Here is a 12,406-nt window from a genome sequence, read left to right as displayed (position 1 = left end):
GACCGGCTTTGCGCAGCGCGTGCACCATTTCTCGATCGTCTCGGCGGCGGTCAGCGTCTTGGAGCAGTGAGGGCATAGGGTGATGAGGGTTTTCATGCGGATGCCCTCCGGAATTTCAGCATGGTGGTGGGAACGTTGGTGCCGGCCTCGGCGAAGCTCGCTACGGGCAGATCCTGCCATGAGCCGGCCAGTTCGCCGTGGTCGTAGCGAGCAGTCGCAGGCAGGATCGCGACGAGGATTCCGCCCGGCTTCAGAAACTTCTCAGCATGGCGAACGTGCTTGACGTAGTGCCGGCCGTAGAAGGGAGGGTTCATGATGACGAAATCGAACTCCGCGCGGGACGGTTGCTCAAGGAAATTGGCGGTGAGGACAGAATGCCCCTTCGCCCTCGCCTCGGCGGCGCGGCCAGCGTGATACTCGATGCCGAAGGCGAAATGGCCGAGCTTGCGAATGCCATCAAGAATGCGCCCATCACCGCACGACGGTTCAAGGACGCGATGCCGAACGGGGTTTTCATCGAACTGGCGCGGGGCGTGGAGCCCGGCGAAACTCAGCGCCTCGCCGACAACCTTTTCAGGCGTCCAATAGAACTGTAGGTCTTTCGATACCGCAGTGCTCGCTTGCGGCTTGGCGTCTTCTTCCTCGGCGTCGGGCAACACCTCTCCGTAAAACTCCGCCAACGCCCTGTTAATGTCGAGGAGTGCGAACTTGTCGAAGATCACATGCGCGTTGCCGTTCTGGAACTTGCGGATCGTGACGCCACGGTTAGGGGCCTTCGTCTCGATGCCGTTCTCGCCCTTGGTGACGTGATGCGAGCCATCCATAACCACCTGACCCGCGATACCGCCATCCCAACGATGAAGGCCATCAATGCCGGAAAACTCGGCATGGTCCATGAGCCTTTCACCGCGATAGGCGGCGAGCGCATTGATAATGTCCCTGATCTTGTCGCGGCCATAAGAGCCCCAGCCGCCGACATTCGAGACGATGACACGCTTGGGCAGGCCGCTCACGCCGATCTTAACCTTGGAATGGGACTTGTAGGCGGGGTCCAACTGGCTGAAAACTTCGGCCAAGCCACGCAAGACATGGAAGCGCGGGCGCATCAGGTAATCGCCGAACGTGGCCTTGGCATTATCGAAGGTCAGTTCAGGCGGGTTCTCAAACGTGCTTTCGAACAACCGCTTGTCATCCGCGCTAGCAATCTGGTCGATCTGGCAGCGGTCATAGATCGCCCGCCAGCCGGACTTGAGGAGCGCCGCGAGAACGTCCCGCTCGCTCACGCTCGGCGAATGACGCGAGATGCTTCCGCCGAACTTTCCGCCAACGGATGCCGCCATTTCCAATCGGCCCCATGCTTCCTTGACGGCCTCAATGGCGGCTGGAGCATTGGCGACCTTCTCTTCGTATTCGTCGATGAGATCGGAGACTGTGCGATTGCGCGCAGGGAGGTTCATGCCGCGGCACCTCCGAACAGGTCTCCACCGGTCGGGCGTTCGTTGCGGGCCATGCGCAGCGCCATTAAGGCCGGCTCGTAGCGGCGGGCGTGGACCTTCGTATCCTTGACCTGCGCGCAGATCGCCAGGGCGCAGGCCTCGGCGGCGTTGTGGGCGATGGTCTTCTGTGTGGGCAGGACAATGCCCAGCCGCTCGCACTCGGCGACACAGGCCTTTTTCCAGTCCTTCTTGCCCTTGCTGTCGACCGGGGGCTTGAAGCCACGGCCGAAGAACGAGACGCGCCACGTGACGGCCGGGATGCTGGCATAGGGAATGCCGAAGTTGGAAAGGACCGCGACAATGGCCGAGGTCGCGACCCATGGGTAGATCATGGCGTCGGCGCTGGTGTTCCCGATCTTCGCGAGGGCCTGCTGCTCCAGGATGGCGAATGTCGGCATCCGGTCGGCTTTCTTCTCCTCGGTGAGGAGGTTGCGGACCTTCAGGCCGATCTGGTCGGCCGTGTAATAGTGATCCGCCTTGTCGGGCATTTCGAGGACGCCGCAACGCATCGCGCTATGATCGCGCCCGATGGTACGGAGCGCCCATCCTGTGTGCTTGCTGGGGTCGAAGGCGATAATGTGCACGTCGGTCCTCGTTGAAAAGAATGAGCAGCATTCGCGCTGCTAAGGTGGCCCGCCGGGAGGGGTTAAGCGGGCTGGGAACGTCAGGCGGCTTCGTCGGACTGGTCGTCCGTGCCGAAAGGATCGTCGGAATCAGGGGCCGGCTCTTCGTTCGTCCGAGCCGCTTCGATCCGAGCAAGAATGTCGGGAATGTCCGTCTCGTATTCGCGCTTGCCGGCGTCGTAGGCTTCGAGCCAGAGCTTGTCGTCGGCCGAGCCGCCGTCGTATCCGGACACGCGATCGAGGTTCGTCAGGCCGGCGTGGTAGCCCTTTGCCTGGATGAGCTGGTCGCCATCCACGCGGTCAACCTGTGCGAGGAGGTCGCCACCGGTATCGGGGATGAGGCCCAACCAAGCGAGGTTCTCCCTGTCCGACTTCAGCTTGTCGACCGGCTTCTGCTGATCCTCGGCAAGGAAGGACTTGAGGTAGTGATCCAGCTTCGACGCCTGAAAGCCGGAGGCCTTCGCATTCTGCCGGTTCGCCTTCTTCTCATCGCCGAGCGCCTTGATCTTGGCCGCGATGTCGCGGTCCTTCTGGTGGTAGTACGAGAAGAGCTTTTGCCGGTCCTTCTCGTTCAGTTCGCTGTTATGGCCTGCCGTCATGCTCCGATCCTTTCTTTCGCCAGCCGAAGCTTTTCAGCCAGCGCTTGAACCTCGTTACCCAGATCCTGAAGATCATGGTTGTCCTCGTACCGATCCCGATCCTGTTGGATTTCACGCTGCAAGGCCCGGATCTCGGCCTCGCAGTAGTCGAGATATGCGCGCCGGATCGACGTGAATGCCTCGACCGTGATCGTCTTTGCCCGCCCCGCCCGTAGGTGCATGATCTGCCAGAAGGAAAGCCCGTGCTTGCGGGCAAGACGCCGTACCGCGTTCTCGACGTCGCCGTTTCCGGACGTCTCGCGCTCGACCATTTTCCTTACGTATTCACTGGCAACTGCCGTACTCATTACCTTTTTCCCCTGTGTGTTCGCCGAAACACCGTGAATGTGGTTCTCTGACATCCTGAATGCCGTCCTTCTCGCTACGGGCTATGTTGATCCCGTAGAGAGTGCGGCGGCGCAGGAAGGAGCTAGTTTCGCCCCGCATAAGCGATCTGCCCCTTGGGCCAGCCGGTGGGCTTGGCGTCGGGATGGATCGGGTATGGAGACGGAAGACGAAGAGCAGCGCTTCTGGCCTCGGAAACCAATTCGAGCGCTTCTTCTTCGCGAATGGAAAAGTAGTCAGCGATCCGCTGGGTGTCGTAGCCCTTGCGGAACAGCTCCAGAGCGAGAGACGGATTTGCCATCACGCCACCCGCTTTTGTTCGGTCGCGGAATTCAGATCGATAACGAACGTCCACATGTCGCCCTCAAGCGCAAAGACATCGATCAGATTATCCTCGTCTACCGTGCCGACCGGAAAGAAGCCTTCGGTAGCGCCGCATTCGACTCCCTCGTCATCATCCTTGTTCAGTCGCGATACCAGACCGTGGAACGCATTGAAGACACGCTGGACGATCGTCATGCGTCAGCCCTCACCGGCTGGTCCTGAGTGTTCAGGAGTTCGCGGAGGATCGACATGCCCTTCTCAGTGCCGGGCTCGACCACCGGGCGGAAGCGATAAGCACGCCAGTGGAGCAATCCACCACCTGAAGCCGGGGTCTCGACAAGGCCGATATAGATTTCGCCGAGTTCCCACCCTACTGCCGACACTTCGTAGACTGCGCCAAGCGCCAGCTTGTGGTCCCATTCGTGGTTGTCGATACAAACCACCTTCATTCCCACACGAAAGCTATTCATGCTCGGTCCCTCCCACTCCATCGACGATCGGGATTTGCTCCGGGGTGACCTCGCAGAGCGACGACACCTCCATGTGATGCGGGTGGACCGGCAAATGCTGCCAAGCCAGAATCGTCTTCGCGTTCTCCGGGAACATGTCGAAGCGACCCGCCGGCCGACGCTTGTTCGGCTCCAGCCATTTCGTGATCCACATGTCCCCGTGGGTGTCCGCCATCAGAATGCGGATTCCGTCGCGCGGGGCTTTGGTGAGGTCGAAATTCCAGGTCATCAGATCAGCCCTTTCTCAAGAGCAAGCCATTCCGGCATCGTCACGGTGATGAAATTCTTGTGGTTGTCGGTCTCGATCTCGCAGTGCTCTTTCGGCACCCAGACCGCGTTGGCGCGCTCGCCATCGTCGGAGATCAGAATTGCCTTCTGCGTCTCGGCATGTCGGCAAGCGGCGATGTCGACCAGATCGGACTTAGCCATGGTGATCACCGCCTTTCGGGGCGGCGAACCGCGGGTCAAGCGGATGAGGCATGAACTCGACCGGATCGACCGGGCTCTCGCCTTCCAAATCCCACCAGTAGTTCGCGGTCCCTTCAGACCAGACGGCTTCATACACGCGCCCGTCCTCGTCTCGCACCCATACCGGATAAGAGTTGCGAAGTGTGATGCTGACGTCTGGGAAGGTCTGGACGGTGGCGATCGACCGGTCGGCTTCCGAGATCGGCTGCCACTGGTCGCGCTGGCGGTCTGCCTTCAACCCCTCAATGATCGGAAGGCAGTTCGTCGGCGTGGACGCGATCCCAAGGCCACGGCAAATCTTTGCTGCCGCGTCGATCAGGTCTTCCGTCATTTCAGCGGCGACGGTCATTGGGCGGCCCTCCCCGCTGGACGCCCCTTGGCGAGCTGTGGAAGAGTGCAGGAGCCAAAAGACTCAACCACAGACACCAAGGAGCGAACTGAAATGGCCGACAAATTCTCAATCGTCGAAATGAAGCTGGATGGCGGATCGTGGCGCGTAAAGTTCAGCGGCGTCACGAACGCGGCCGGGATCGGCGGCGTGGGCGTCAACATCGAGCCCGAAGAGTTTCGCGGCCCAGAGATCGGCATGCACACCAAGACACCACAGGAGGTTATCGTTGAGGCGCACAAGGAGCTGGCAAACGAAGTCCAGCGCGTTTTCAGAGCGGCTGTCATGTCTATTCCAGGCGTTGATTGGGAGATTGCAAGAAATCTGACTGTTTCCGAGATTCTAAGAGACCTTGGTCTTGATGCCGGCGCTTGAATGCGGCCTCTCGGACGTGTCGTGCGAAGTCGCCACCGGAGATGGGGCGCTCTTGGACCTCATGCCATTTGAACAAGAGGCAGAGGTCTTTGAAGTCCTGATCGCCGATCAGTTCCGGCAGGCTTTCGAGGGCGTACTTCATGGCCGGGCGCTCCTTGTTGCCGGAGTGAATGCCAGCGAGGCGCTTGGACAGCGCGTCAAGCTCGGCATCGATCTGCTCTTCTACGGAAAGGGTCATTGGGCGGCTCCGTCAGAATCCGTGGTGAGAACATGAGCCTTCCGAACGGCACGGGCGCTCGCCCAAGCAATCTGCCGGTCACAGCTCTCGCAGACGACGCGCGCCGCATGAAGCGCAGGCTCGATCACCGGCGCCTCCTTGAAGGTAGCCGCCTCCCCACCACACCATTGGCAGGGCTTGAAGCAGCCCTTCGGGCGCGTCAGCGGTACGTGGCTGATGGGGAGAGCGGGGATCACTGCCGTTACTCCGCGGCGTCGAGCGGCAGGGTGTGGAAGTATTCGGTACATGTGGCCGCGTACATTTCGCCGAGGTTCCGACCATCCAGGACCGCCCTCGCCTCATCGATCGCTTCGACAAGCTGCTCGTTTGCGAGCACGCGGGCGTTGAGCTTGCCGGTGCGCAAGTCGCGCATCGCTGCGAGTTCCATGTCTGTGGCGCCGTTCTTGGCGACATACACGTTGGTGACGCCCTTCCGGGCAACCGGAATGAGATCGCCGAGCGACTTCCACACCGTCTCGATTGCATTGGCTCCGTGGACCAATCTCATCTTGCCGATCTGGTTGAACTGCAGTGATGCATACGAGCGGGCGCCCTTCGGCGTCATCAGATGCACCATGTCCTTGTCGAGCGTCCGCCCGTCTGCCTGGAATTTTGCGATCAGCGCGCGGACCAGTTCGGCACCAATGCCAACGCTGACCTGTCTGGCGCCGATACCGAGCGCATGCTTGTTCTTCTTCTGCGAGAAATCGCACATGGCGACGGACTCTGCGCGGAAAACGGATCGAAACTCTTTCTCACTCACGATGCGGTTAGACATTGTCCATTTCCTTTATGGCCTGAAGCTGGGAAAGGACGTCGCCGACCATGCCCATGTATTCGTTGATGAGATCTTGGGAGGTGCGCTTGGTGATGTACGCGTACACCGCCGCCGGGTTGGCCTTAGCGCTCGACATGGCCCGGACAGCGCCGAAGAAGGCGATTGCTCTTTCGGTTTCGGACGCGACTTCATTGAAGTCGGCGCCAATCAGTTCATCGTCGGCGGCGTCAACGTTTGCCGCCTCGTCCGGCGTCAGTTCGCGGTGGAACTGGACGATGTTGCCCGTTTCGTTATCAATGGTGGTGGTGTTCTTCGGCTTGAGAAACTCATCGAGTTGAGCCTTAAGGCGCTCGATCTCTTCTTCGTAACCAGACCGAATTTCCGCGGATGTCTTGGCTACTTCGACAGACACGCGTTCATCGATAGAACCGTTCAGGCCATCCAGATCAGCCTTGAGGGTCGAAGCTTTTTCTTCTGCGGCGGCAGCGTCATTGTCCGCCAGCTCTCGCCCCTTCTTAGCCGTTTCGATCTCAGCATTGAGCTGAGCGATGGTCGCTTTGGTGACGACCTCCCCCGCTTCGATCATCTTCTCGATCTCTTCGCGAACTTCGATCGGCGTCTTCGGAGCGGCCAGTTCGTACAGAGCGGTCGGGTCCAAATCGCGCACGATGCTCGTTTTGTCTCCGAACTGACGAGCGACCCCCATAAACCGTCGGGCAGTATGCTCGCTCATTCCAAACTCAGCCTGAAGCCAAGGCGTGAAGTTGCCGTGCCCGATCCTCTCCTTCACAGCCAGAAGGTCGCGACCGATCTCGATGATGTCCTCGGCCGACCGGCGAAGGCGGAGCTTGATGCGCTGGGCCGCTTCACGGGCCTGAATAGCAACCGGCTCCGGTACGATGTCGTAGTTGAAAGCGAGTTGGGTGTTCTCGACAGCTTTGAGCATCACTCTGCCGCCTCCGGCTCGTACCAATCGGCAACATTGACCGACCCGTCTGTTGCGTCTTGGATTTTGCGGATCATCTCCGGCGACGGAAAACGTTCACCGCGCACATACCGGTTGATCGTTGCCTGGGTGACGCCGACGATCTTCCCGAAGGCTTCGTGCGACATGTCCCGTGATTTGATGAAGGTTCCGAGTTTCATGTCGCTCAAAATACCGAAATGGCATTTATTGGCAAGTGAAAAATATACCGTTCTGGTTTTTGATTGTTATGCCAGTTCGGAATAAAATGGAAACATGAACATGATCAAGGATTTGCGCGAGAAGCATGGTCTGACGCAATCAGAGCTGGCCGAGGCCGTTGGCACCTCTCAGCCTCAGATCAAGCGCTTGGAGACCGGAGAACGGAAGCTCACGAAAGAATGGGCCGAGAAGATCGGGCCACGACTAGGCGTGACTGCTGAAATCTTGATGTTCGGATGGCCTGAGGATAGCGCCCCTCACCTCGTCGAGCCGCCGCCGGTTTACGACGAATCACCATTTCACCTTCCAAATGCGCGGATTCGCGGTAAAGTGGAGGGCATAGGCCGCAAGATCCCGGTTTATGGGCAGGCGGTGGGTGGCGTAGACGGTGAGTTTGCAATGAACGGAAGCGTATTGTTCGAGGTGCTGGCGCCTCCATCAGTTTCCGCATCTTCCGGGGCGTACGCGGTGATGGTCTCCGGCGATTCGATGTACCCACGGTACGAGGACGGCGAGATTTGCTTCGTCGATCCGAAGCGCCGCGTGAAGAAGGGCGATTACGTGATCGTCCAAATCCGCACCGAAGACGAGGGCCCGCTTCTCGCATTCGTCAAAAAATTCATCCGGCACAACGCGGTTGAGCTTGTTTTGGAGCAATTCAACCCGGCGAAGGAGCTGCGCTTCCCGTCCGGCCAGGTGCATTCAGTGCACTACGTCGCCTTGGCTGGCGCTGCCTGATACCCCTCACCCTTCTAACAATCTCCGTCTCAAGAGCTGAATCTAAAAAAGATAAAGCCCCGCCTATATCAGCCCCCGCCTATATAGGGTTGCTCCCCAGCAACATAAAAGAGGTTGCCAGCCAGCAACCATAACGTCAGGTCGGAATGCAAATCCGATACACGTTCCCGCCCCGCTTGAGGCGGTCAACCTTCATAAACCCATCTTTTTCAAGCTGGCCGACCGCCCTGTTAACCGTGGTTCGCTCGCAGCCGACATGGTCGCAAATGTAGGCCATGCCGGCAAAGCAGAACGGCTTGCTTGGGGTCATAAATGAGCCAATGAAAAGGACCGCACATCTCTGTATAGGCGGGAGGTGTCGCATCTGCGTGACCTTGCGCAGCCAACGTCGCTGCATCGTCAAAAAAGCCCGCACATCTTCTGGCGGGTAACGCTCTGAAATCTCGTCGAATCGCCGCGAATAGAAGCTGGCTTTGGCTGGCTGGATTTTGCTTGGCATAAATTTTTATACCAACATGGTATTGACGTGTCCATACCGGTTTGGCATATTGGCCTCATAGACAGCGACCACGAAGACGGCTCCGCCAGATCTGGTCGCGGTGAACCGGATGACAGCCAGTCCAGATGGAGGCGGTCATGTGAAGCGCAGCACGGATAACGCGGCGGGGCCCGTGCCTCGAACAACCCCGCCGCAGCAGCCTCAGCACGCAAGACGGTTCGCCTGATCTGCTGGGGCTCGAAACACAGGGGACGAAGATGGGAACGAGTAAATTCTACATCGTTTGGAATGGGGCCCGGAATGAGGGCTTCATCACCGACGATATCAGCGATGCCAAGCAAGCCTTCATGGGTCGGTTCAGGAATCCGTCATCTACGGTCGGCGAGGCTTTTTATGCCGCCTACGACGACGATGTTCGCGGCATTCAAGCAATCGAGATCGAGCCTATCCCCGCCGCCTAACCCCACCCCATCGCCCAGACGGGAGAGCGTCCCGTCGCAGTTTGAGGACATGGCAATGGCAGACAAAGCAGACCGCTACGTCGTCCAAGGCGACGAAACCCTCCTGATCCGCACGCAGATGCCGCGCGGTGACATCTACACGCTGGAAATGCGGCAGGTCGCCCGGACGTTTGCGGAAGTTCAGCAGCTCATCGACACGGTCACCGACGAACGGCAGACAGTGCTTTCGGTCTGGCGCATCGAGACGGTCGGCGCGGGGATTCCGGTTCTCGTCGAGGACATCACGGGCGAGTTCGATGTCCGGTCTGCCGAGCAGATCCACGAAGACGCCAAGCGCGCCGAGATGGCGATTTGCTCGCCGGCCTACACCCAGCGCAGCCATGGAACCTATCACGTCAGCGGCGGGAGGGTGGCATGAACATCACCTTTCGCCACGGCCACGTGAACGACCTCGCCAACATCAAGGCGAAGGATGACGCGCTGCGCGAGCTGCAGGTCATCATCGAGCATTGGCAGGACGACCGCTCCGCCGGACTGATGCCGACCGAAACCAGCCTTCGCCATGCGCACCGGCTGGCGACCAATGCTCTCGGTGCGGGGCAGGCGTGATGACCAATATTATCGATCCGCGAGGCCCGGAAATCCCGCTCGGTACCGCCGCCGCCCTCGCTCTCGAAAACATCGACAAGAAACGCAAGGAGTTCGCTATGGCCAACGCCATCGAAATTCAGCAGCCGAGCTCGACCGCCATGCAGGCGGGAGAACGCGCCGTCGTCACCCCTATGGAGATGCTGGACCGCGCAGTGTCGCAGGGCGCCAACGTCGAGACCCTGACGCAGCTCATGAACCTTCAGGAGCGCTGGGAAGCCAATCAGGCCCGCAAGGCTTTCGACGAGGCTATGGCGTCGGCCAAGGCCAACATGCCGGCGATCGTCAAATCGCGGAAGGTGGACTTCACGACTCAGAAGGGCCGCACCAATTACCAGTACGAAGACCTCGCCTCGATCATGAACCAAGTCGGCCCGGTCCTATCGGCCAACGGTCTCTCCGTCCGCTATCGCACACAGGCGGAGCCGAACCAGCCGATTTCCGTCACCTGCATCATTTCGCACCGCATGGGCCATAGCGAGGAAAACACCCTCATGGCCGGCCGGGATGAAAGCGGAAACAAGAACAGCATCCAGGCTATCGGGTCCACCGTGACCTATCTCCAGCGCTACACCCTCAAGGCTGCGCTCGGTCTAGCCGCAGCGGCTGACGACGATGGTGCGAAGGCCGACGATACCGGCGCGATTACCGAGGCGGAGCGCGAAATCATCCTGACGATGATCGAGGAGACCGGCTCCGACACGGCCAAGTTCTGCGAAGTCCTCCAGATCGACAGCATTGCCGACATGCCGGCGGTGAAGTTCCGCCGTGCGATCAGCATGCTCGAAACCAAAAAGCGGAAGGTGGCAGCAAATGGATGAGATCGTTCAAGGGTCAGCAGAGTGGCATGCACTTCGCTGCGGCAAGGTGACTGCTTCCCGCGTTGCCGATGTCATCGCCCAGACATCCAAGGGCTGGGGAGCCTCCCGCACCAACTATGCCGCCGAGCTCATAGCCGAGCGTCTGACGGGCGTTGCGGCCGAAGGCTTCACCAACGCCGCCATGCAGTGGGGAACGGATCACGAGCCGAACGCTCGCATGGCCTACGAGTTCATGCACGACGTCACTGTCGAGCAGGTCGCTTTCGTGGTGCATCCATCCATCCCGGACGCTGGCGCCTCTCCTGACGGCCTTGTGGGCGAAAACGGGCTTGTCGAAATCAAGTGCCCGAACACGGCAACTCACATCGACACGCTGATCAAGCAGACGATCCCGGCCAAGTACATCACTCAGATGCAATGGCAGATGGCATGCACGGGCCGGGCATGGTGTGACTTCGTCTCCTACGACCCTCGCCTTCCCGAGAGCATGCAGCTCTTCGTCAAGCGCGTGGAGCGGGACGTTGCCGTGATCGAAAGCCTTGAGCGAGAAGTCGTGGCGTTCCTGATGGAAGAGGTTGAGACGAAGGTCGATGCCCTCCGCCGGATCTATGAGCAGGAGGCAGCATGACCACGCGCGCCGCTGTCACCATCAACACCCGGGAAGACCGCGAGAAGGTCGCCCGCTGGGCCGAGAAGGTACCGGAAGGCACCATCGTCGAGTTCCGCAAGAAAACCCGCAGCCATGAACAGAACGCCAAGATGCACGCCATGTTGGCGGAGGTGTCCGAACAGGTCGACTGGTACGGCTCCAAGCTGGATCCCGAAGACTGGAAGACGATGTTCACGGCCTCGCTGCGCAAGGCCAACGTAATTCCCGGCATCGACGCCGGCACGGTTGTCCCACTCGGCCTCAGCACCTCGGCAATGACCGTGGAAGAGATGAGCAACCTGATCGAGCTCATCTACGCCTTCGGCGCTGAACGCAATGTCGCGTTCAAGGAGCCGCAGGAATCCAACACCAATTCGGCGGCAGCGGACCAGTCCCCCTCGGGTCAGTCGCCGGATGCCGACGAGGTCCCCCCGCCCTCGTCGCAACAGGACGGAGGCGAGGCGTCATCCCCCTCCGCCTCGTCTCCGTCCTCCCCATCAACCGAGATGACGGAAGCCGACCGTGCGCTCTTCATGGAATGCGCGGCCAAGCTGTTCGCGATCACCGTTCAGGATGATCTCGACGGGCCGGCCAAGCGCGGCGTTCTCGTATCGGCGAAGGATACCTGGAAGGAAGCGATCCGGCCTGAGCTTCACCCGAAGCTGGCGAGCATCTTCCTTGCGGCCGATTCCATCATCACCGGGAAGAACACGAACCGCGCTGGCGCCATCCGTGAGGTGGCGGGCTGGCTGGAGTGTGCGCCTTCCGAGATCGGCGGTGATGAATGAACCACGATATCATCGCCGTACTGGCCGCACTCAAAGACATTACGGCAGCTCTGCCGGAAGATCGCGTCATGGCCTTCGAAGCCATGACCTTCGCGATTATCGAGGTTGCGGTTTCCGAGAACATTGCGGCCGAAGACATCCACGCGAACATCGACAAGGTGCTGAGAGCCAGGCAGGCAGCTGCAAAAGAGGTGCTGTCGTGACCAAAACCCAGATCGACCGCCAGCACCAGATGACCGCCCTGCTCCGCCGTGAACTCGAGGTAGCCGACGCCATGCGCCGCTTGAATGAGTACCGCGACGAAGCCGGCTGGAAACAGGACCGCACGCCCTCGCAGAAGGAAATGCTCTCCTCCATCCCGCCTATCACGGCTTTCATGGGCATGGAGGGGTGAG

General features: G+C 60.0%; 25 protein-coding genes. 11 read left to right on the top strand and 14 right to left on the bottom strand.

The window, feature by feature from the left end; genetic code table 11:
• Nucleotides 1-92: 92 nt before the first annotated feature.
• The 10 genes from ShzoTeo12_RS18505 to ShzoTeo12_RS18460 form a co-directional block, all read right to left on the bottom strand.
• Nucleotides 93-1,457, bottom strand: a complete 1,365-nt coding sequence (locus tag ShzoTeo12_RS18505; RefSeq protein WP_318913468.1) for a DUF4942 domain-containing protein — start codon at nt 1,455-1,457, stop codon at nt 93-95.
• The gene (locus ShzoTeo12_RS18500; protein WP_318913466.1) at nt 1,454-2,080 is read right to left on the bottom strand and encodes a hypothetical protein; all 627 of its coding nucleotides are present in this window, start codon (nt 2,078-2,080) and stop codon (nt 1,454-1,456) included. Before ShzoTeo12_RS18500 ends, ShzoTeo12_RS18505 begins: the two co-directional genes overlap by 4 nt.
• 80 nt (nt 2,081-2,160) lie before the next feature.
• On the bottom strand, nt 2,161-2,718 hold the full coding sequence (locus tag ShzoTeo12_RS18495) for a hypothetical protein (RefSeq protein ID WP_318913464.1): 558 nt from the start codon (nt 2,716-2,718) through the stop codon (nt 2,161-2,163).
• Entirely contained in the window at nt 2,715-3,065 is a 351-nt protein-coding gene (locus tag ShzoTeo12_RS18490) for a hypothetical protein (RefSeq protein ID WP_318913463.1), read from the bottom strand. Before ShzoTeo12_RS18490 ends, ShzoTeo12_RS18495 begins: the two co-directional genes overlap by 4 nt.
• A gap of 122 nt (nt 3,066-3,187) precedes the next feature.
• Entirely contained in the window at nt 3,188-3,403 is a 216-nt protein-coding gene (locus tag ShzoTeo12_RS18485; RefSeq protein ID WP_318913461.1) for a hypothetical protein, read from the bottom strand.
• On the bottom strand, nt 3,403-3,621 hold the full coding sequence (locus ShzoTeo12_RS18480) for a hypothetical protein (RefSeq protein ID WP_318913459.1): 219 nt from the start codon (nt 3,619-3,621) through the stop codon (nt 3,403-3,405). The genes ShzoTeo12_RS18485 and ShzoTeo12_RS18480 overlap by 1 nt, the downstream gene beginning before the upstream one ends.
• A complete protein-coding gene (locus ShzoTeo12_RS18475; RefSeq protein WP_318913457.1) occupies nt 3,618-3,896 on the bottom strand; it encodes a hypothetical protein in 279 nt (92 codons plus the stop codon). The genes ShzoTeo12_RS18480 and ShzoTeo12_RS18475 overlap by 4 nt, the downstream gene beginning before the upstream one ends.
• On the bottom strand, nt 3,889-4,164 hold the full coding sequence (locus ShzoTeo12_RS18470) for a hypothetical protein (protein WP_318913455.1): 276 nt from the start codon (nt 4,162-4,164) through the stop codon (nt 3,889-3,891). Before ShzoTeo12_RS18470 ends, ShzoTeo12_RS18475 begins: the two co-directional genes overlap by 8 nt.
• Complete coding sequence (locus ShzoTeo12_RS18465; RefSeq protein ID WP_318913453.1) at nt 4,164-4,364, bottom strand: hypothetical protein; 201 nt, start codon at nt 4,362-4,364, stop codon at nt 4,164-4,166. Before ShzoTeo12_RS18465 ends, ShzoTeo12_RS18470 begins: the two co-directional genes overlap by 1 nt.
• Complete coding sequence (locus ShzoTeo12_RS18460) at nt 4,357-4,752, bottom strand: hypothetical protein (protein ID WP_318913452.1); 396 nt, start codon at nt 4,750-4,752, stop codon at nt 4,357-4,359. Before ShzoTeo12_RS18460 ends, ShzoTeo12_RS18465 begins: the two co-directional genes overlap by 8 nt.
• A gap of 93 nt (nt 4,753-4,845) precedes the next feature.
• Here ShzoTeo12_RS18460 and ShzoTeo12_RS18455 point away from each other — a divergent pair, with 93 nt between their 5' ends.
• Nucleotides 4,846-5,166 (top strand): hypothetical protein, encoded by a 321-nt coding sequence (locus ShzoTeo12_RS18455; RefSeq protein ID WP_318913451.1) that lies wholly within the window; start codon nt 4,846-4,848, stop codon nt 5,164-5,166.
• Nucleotides 5,153-5,440, top strand: coding sequence for a hypothetical protein (locus tag ShzoTeo12_RS18450; RefSeq protein ID WP_318913450.1), 288 nt, complete (start codon nt 5,153-5,155; stop codon nt 5,438-5,440). The genes ShzoTeo12_RS18455 and ShzoTeo12_RS18450 overlap by 14 nt, the downstream gene beginning before the upstream one ends.
• Nucleotides 5,441-5,645: 205 nt before the next feature.
• Here ShzoTeo12_RS18450 and ShzoTeo12_RS18445 read toward each other — a convergent pair whose 3' ends face one another.
• From ShzoTeo12_RS18445 to ShzoTeo12_RS18435, 3 genes are read right to left on the bottom strand one after another with little or no spacing between them, the layout of a single operon-like run.
• Nucleotides 5,646-6,221 carry a hypothetical protein gene (locus ShzoTeo12_RS18445; protein ID WP_318913449.1) on the bottom strand — a complete coding sequence of 192 codons (576 nt, stop codon included), beginning with the start codon at nt 6,219-6,221 and terminating at the stop codon, nt 5,646-5,648.
• Nucleotides 6,214-7,167 (bottom strand): DUF3102 domain-containing protein, encoded by a 954-nt coding sequence (locus ShzoTeo12_RS18440; protein ID WP_318914319.1) that lies wholly within the window; start codon nt 7,165-7,167, stop codon nt 6,214-6,216. Before ShzoTeo12_RS18440 ends, ShzoTeo12_RS18445 begins: the two co-directional genes overlap by 8 nt.
• A complete protein-coding gene (locus ShzoTeo12_RS18435) occupies nt 7,167-7,367 on the bottom strand; it encodes a helix-turn-helix transcriptional regulator (RefSeq protein ID WP_318913448.1) in 201 nt (66 codons plus the stop codon). The genes ShzoTeo12_RS18440 and ShzoTeo12_RS18435 overlap by 1 nt, the downstream gene beginning before the upstream one ends.
• 94 nt (nt 7,368-7,461) lie before the next feature.
• Between ShzoTeo12_RS18435 and ShzoTeo12_RS18430 the strand changes: the two genes are divergently transcribed.
• On the top strand, nt 7,462-8,145 hold the full coding sequence (locus tag ShzoTeo12_RS18430) for a helix-turn-helix transcriptional regulator (RefSeq protein ID WP_318913447.1): 684 nt from the start codon (nt 7,462-7,464) through the stop codon (nt 8,143-8,145).
• Nucleotides 8,146-8,281: 136 nt separating this feature from the next.
• Here ShzoTeo12_RS18430 and ShzoTeo12_RS18425 read toward each other — a convergent pair whose 3' ends face one another.
• On the bottom strand, nt 8,282-8,644 hold the full coding sequence (locus tag ShzoTeo12_RS18425; protein WP_318913445.1) for a helix-turn-helix domain-containing protein: 363 nt from the start codon (nt 8,642-8,644) through the stop codon (nt 8,282-8,284).
• Between the two features lie 257 nt (nt 8,645-8,901).
• On the opposite strand from ShzoTeo12_RS18425, the gene ShzoTeo12_RS18420 reads away from it, so the two are divergent.
• The 8 genes from ShzoTeo12_RS18420 (at nt 8,902) to ShzoTeo12_RS18385 (ending at nt 12,405) form a co-directional block, all read left to right on the top strand.
• Nucleotides 8,902-9,105 (top strand): hypothetical protein, encoded by a 204-nt coding sequence (locus ShzoTeo12_RS18420; protein ID WP_318913444.1) that lies wholly within the window; start codon nt 8,902-8,904, stop codon nt 9,103-9,105.
• 55 nt (nt 9,106-9,160) lie between these two features.
• Entirely contained in the window at nt 9,161-9,523 is a 363-nt protein-coding gene (locus tag ShzoTeo12_RS18415; protein ID WP_318913442.1) for a hypothetical protein, read from the top strand.
• Nucleotides 9,520-9,714, top strand: coding sequence for a hypothetical protein (locus ShzoTeo12_RS18410; protein WP_318913441.1), 195 nt, complete (start codon nt 9,520-9,522; stop codon nt 9,712-9,714). Before ShzoTeo12_RS18415 ends, ShzoTeo12_RS18410 begins: the two co-directional genes overlap by 4 nt.
• Before the next feature lie 98 nt (nt 9,715-9,812).
• The gene (locus ShzoTeo12_RS18405) at nt 9,813-10,574 is read left to right on the top strand and encodes an ERF family protein (protein WP_318913440.1); all 762 of its coding nucleotides are present in this window, start codon (nt 9,813-9,815) and stop codon (nt 10,572-10,574) included.
• Nucleotides 10,567-11,202, top strand: a complete 636-nt coding sequence (locus ShzoTeo12_RS18400) for a lambda-exonuclease family protein (protein WP_318913438.1) — start codon at nt 10,567-10,569, stop codon at nt 11,200-11,202. The genes ShzoTeo12_RS18405 and ShzoTeo12_RS18400 overlap by 8 nt, the downstream gene beginning before the upstream one ends.
• Nucleotides 11,199-12,011 (top strand): recombination protein NinB, encoded by an 813-nt coding sequence (locus ShzoTeo12_RS18395; protein WP_318913436.1) that lies wholly within the window; start codon nt 11,199-11,201, stop codon nt 12,009-12,011. The genes ShzoTeo12_RS18400 and ShzoTeo12_RS18395 overlap by 4 nt, the downstream gene beginning before the upstream one ends.
• Entirely contained in the window at nt 12,008-12,214 is a 207-nt protein-coding gene (locus ShzoTeo12_RS18390) for a hypothetical protein (protein ID WP_318913434.1), read from the top strand. Before ShzoTeo12_RS18395 ends, ShzoTeo12_RS18390 begins: the two co-directional genes overlap by 4 nt.
• The gene (locus tag ShzoTeo12_RS18385; RefSeq protein WP_318913433.1) at nt 12,211-12,405 is read left to right on the top strand and encodes a hypothetical protein; all 195 of its coding nucleotides are present in this window, start codon (nt 12,211-12,213) and stop codon (nt 12,403-12,405) included. Before ShzoTeo12_RS18390 ends, ShzoTeo12_RS18385 begins: the two co-directional genes overlap by 4 nt.
• Nucleotide 12,406 lies beyond the last annotated feature (1 nt).

The sequence above is a fragment of the Shinella zoogloeoides genome, assembly GCF_033705735.1.
GTDB classification, from domain to species: Bacteria; Pseudomonadota; Alphaproteobacteria; order Rhizobiales; family Rhizobiaceae; genus Shinella; species Shinella zoogloeoides_A.
The sequence above is the reverse complement of the archived record's forward strand: the minus strand, read 5'-3'. Positions and strand labels throughout refer to the sequence as shown.

Excerpts from the sequence above, each read along its gene's own strand:
- ShzoTeo12_RS18505 (WP_318913468.1), bottom strand. The coding sequence starts at position 1,457 with ATGAACCTCCCTGCGCGCAATCGCACAGTCTCCGATCTCATCGACGAA.
- ShzoTeo12_RS18495 (WP_318913464.1), bottom strand. The coding sequence starts at position 2,718 with ATGACGGCAGGCCATAACAGCGAACTGAACGAGAAGGACCGGCAAAAG.
- ShzoTeo12_RS18490 (WP_318913463.1), bottom strand. The coding sequence starts at position 3,065 with ATGAGTACGGCAGTTGCCAGTGAATACGTAAGGAAAATGGTCGAGCGC.
- ShzoTeo12_RS18485 (WP_318913461.1), bottom strand. The coding sequence starts at position 3,403 with ATGGCAAATCCGTCTCTCGCTCTGGAGCTGTTCCGCAAGGGCTACGAC.
- ShzoTeo12_RS18480 (WP_318913459.1), bottom strand. The coding sequence starts at position 3,621 with ATGACGATCGTCCAGCGTGTCTTCAATGCGTTCCACGGTCTGGTATCG.
- ShzoTeo12_RS18475 (WP_318913457.1), bottom strand. The coding sequence starts at position 3,896 with ATGAATAGCTTTCGTGTGGGAATGAAGGTGGTTTGTATCGACAACCAC.
- ShzoTeo12_RS18470 (WP_318913455.1), bottom strand. The coding sequence starts at position 4,164 with ATGACCTGGAATTTCGACCTCACCAAAGCCCCGCGCGACGGAATCCGC.
- ShzoTeo12_RS18465 (WP_318913453.1), bottom strand. The coding sequence starts at position 4,364 with ATGGCTAAGTCCGATCTGGTCGACATCGCCGCTTGCCGACATGCCGAG.
- ShzoTeo12_RS18460 (WP_318913452.1), bottom strand. The coding sequence starts at position 4,752 with ATGACCGTCGCCGCTGAAATGACGGAAGACCTGATCGACGCGGCAGCA.
- ShzoTeo12_RS18455 (WP_318913451.1), top strand. The coding sequence starts at position 4,846 with ATGGCCGACAAATTCTCAATCGTCGAAATGAAGCTGGATGGCGGATCG.
- ShzoTeo12_RS18450 (WP_318913450.1), top strand. The coding sequence starts at position 5,153 with ATGCCGGCGCTTGAATGCGGCCTCTCGGACGTGTCGTGCGAAGTCGCC.
- ShzoTeo12_RS18445 (WP_318913449.1), bottom strand. The coding sequence starts at position 6,221 with ATGTCTAACCGCATCGTGAGTGAGAAAGAGTTTCGATCCGTTTTCCGC.
- ShzoTeo12_RS18440 (WP_318914319.1), bottom strand. The coding sequence starts at position 7,167 with ATGCTCAAAGCTGTCGAGAACACCCAACTCGCTTTCAACTACGACATC.
- ShzoTeo12_RS18435 (WP_318913448.1), bottom strand. The coding sequence starts at position 7,367 with ATGAAACTCGGAACCTTCATCAAATCACGGGACATGTCGCACGAAGCC.
- ShzoTeo12_RS18430 (WP_318913447.1), top strand. The coding sequence starts at position 7,462 with ATGAACATGATCAAGGATTTGCGCGAGAAGCATGGTCTGACGCAATCA.
- ShzoTeo12_RS18425 (WP_318913445.1), bottom strand. The coding sequence starts at position 8,644 with ATGCCAAGCAAAATCCAGCCAGCCAAAGCCAGCTTCTATTCGCGGCGA.
- ShzoTeo12_RS18420 (WP_318913444.1), top strand. The coding sequence starts at position 8,902 with ATGGGAACGAGTAAATTCTACATCGTTTGGAATGGGGCCCGGAATGAG.
- ShzoTeo12_RS18415 (WP_318913442.1), top strand. The coding sequence starts at position 9,161 with ATGGCAGACAAAGCAGACCGCTACGTCGTCCAAGGCGACGAAACCCTC.
- ShzoTeo12_RS18410 (WP_318913441.1), top strand. The coding sequence starts at position 9,520 with ATGAACATCACCTTTCGCCACGGCCACGTGAACGACCTCGCCAACATC.
- ShzoTeo12_RS18405 (WP_318913440.1), top strand. The coding sequence starts at position 9,813 with ATGGCCAACGCCATCGAAATTCAGCAGCCGAGCTCGACCGCCATGCAG.
- ShzoTeo12_RS18400 (WP_318913438.1), top strand. The coding sequence starts at position 10,567 with ATGGATGAGATCGTTCAAGGGTCAGCAGAGTGGCATGCACTTCGCTGC.
- ShzoTeo12_RS18395 (WP_318913436.1), top strand. The coding sequence starts at position 11,199 with ATGACCACGCGCGCCGCTGTCACCATCAACACCCGGGAAGACCGCGAG.
- ShzoTeo12_RS18390 (WP_318913434.1), top strand. The coding sequence starts at position 12,008 with ATGAACCACGATATCATCGCCGTACTGGCCGCACTCAAAGACATTACG.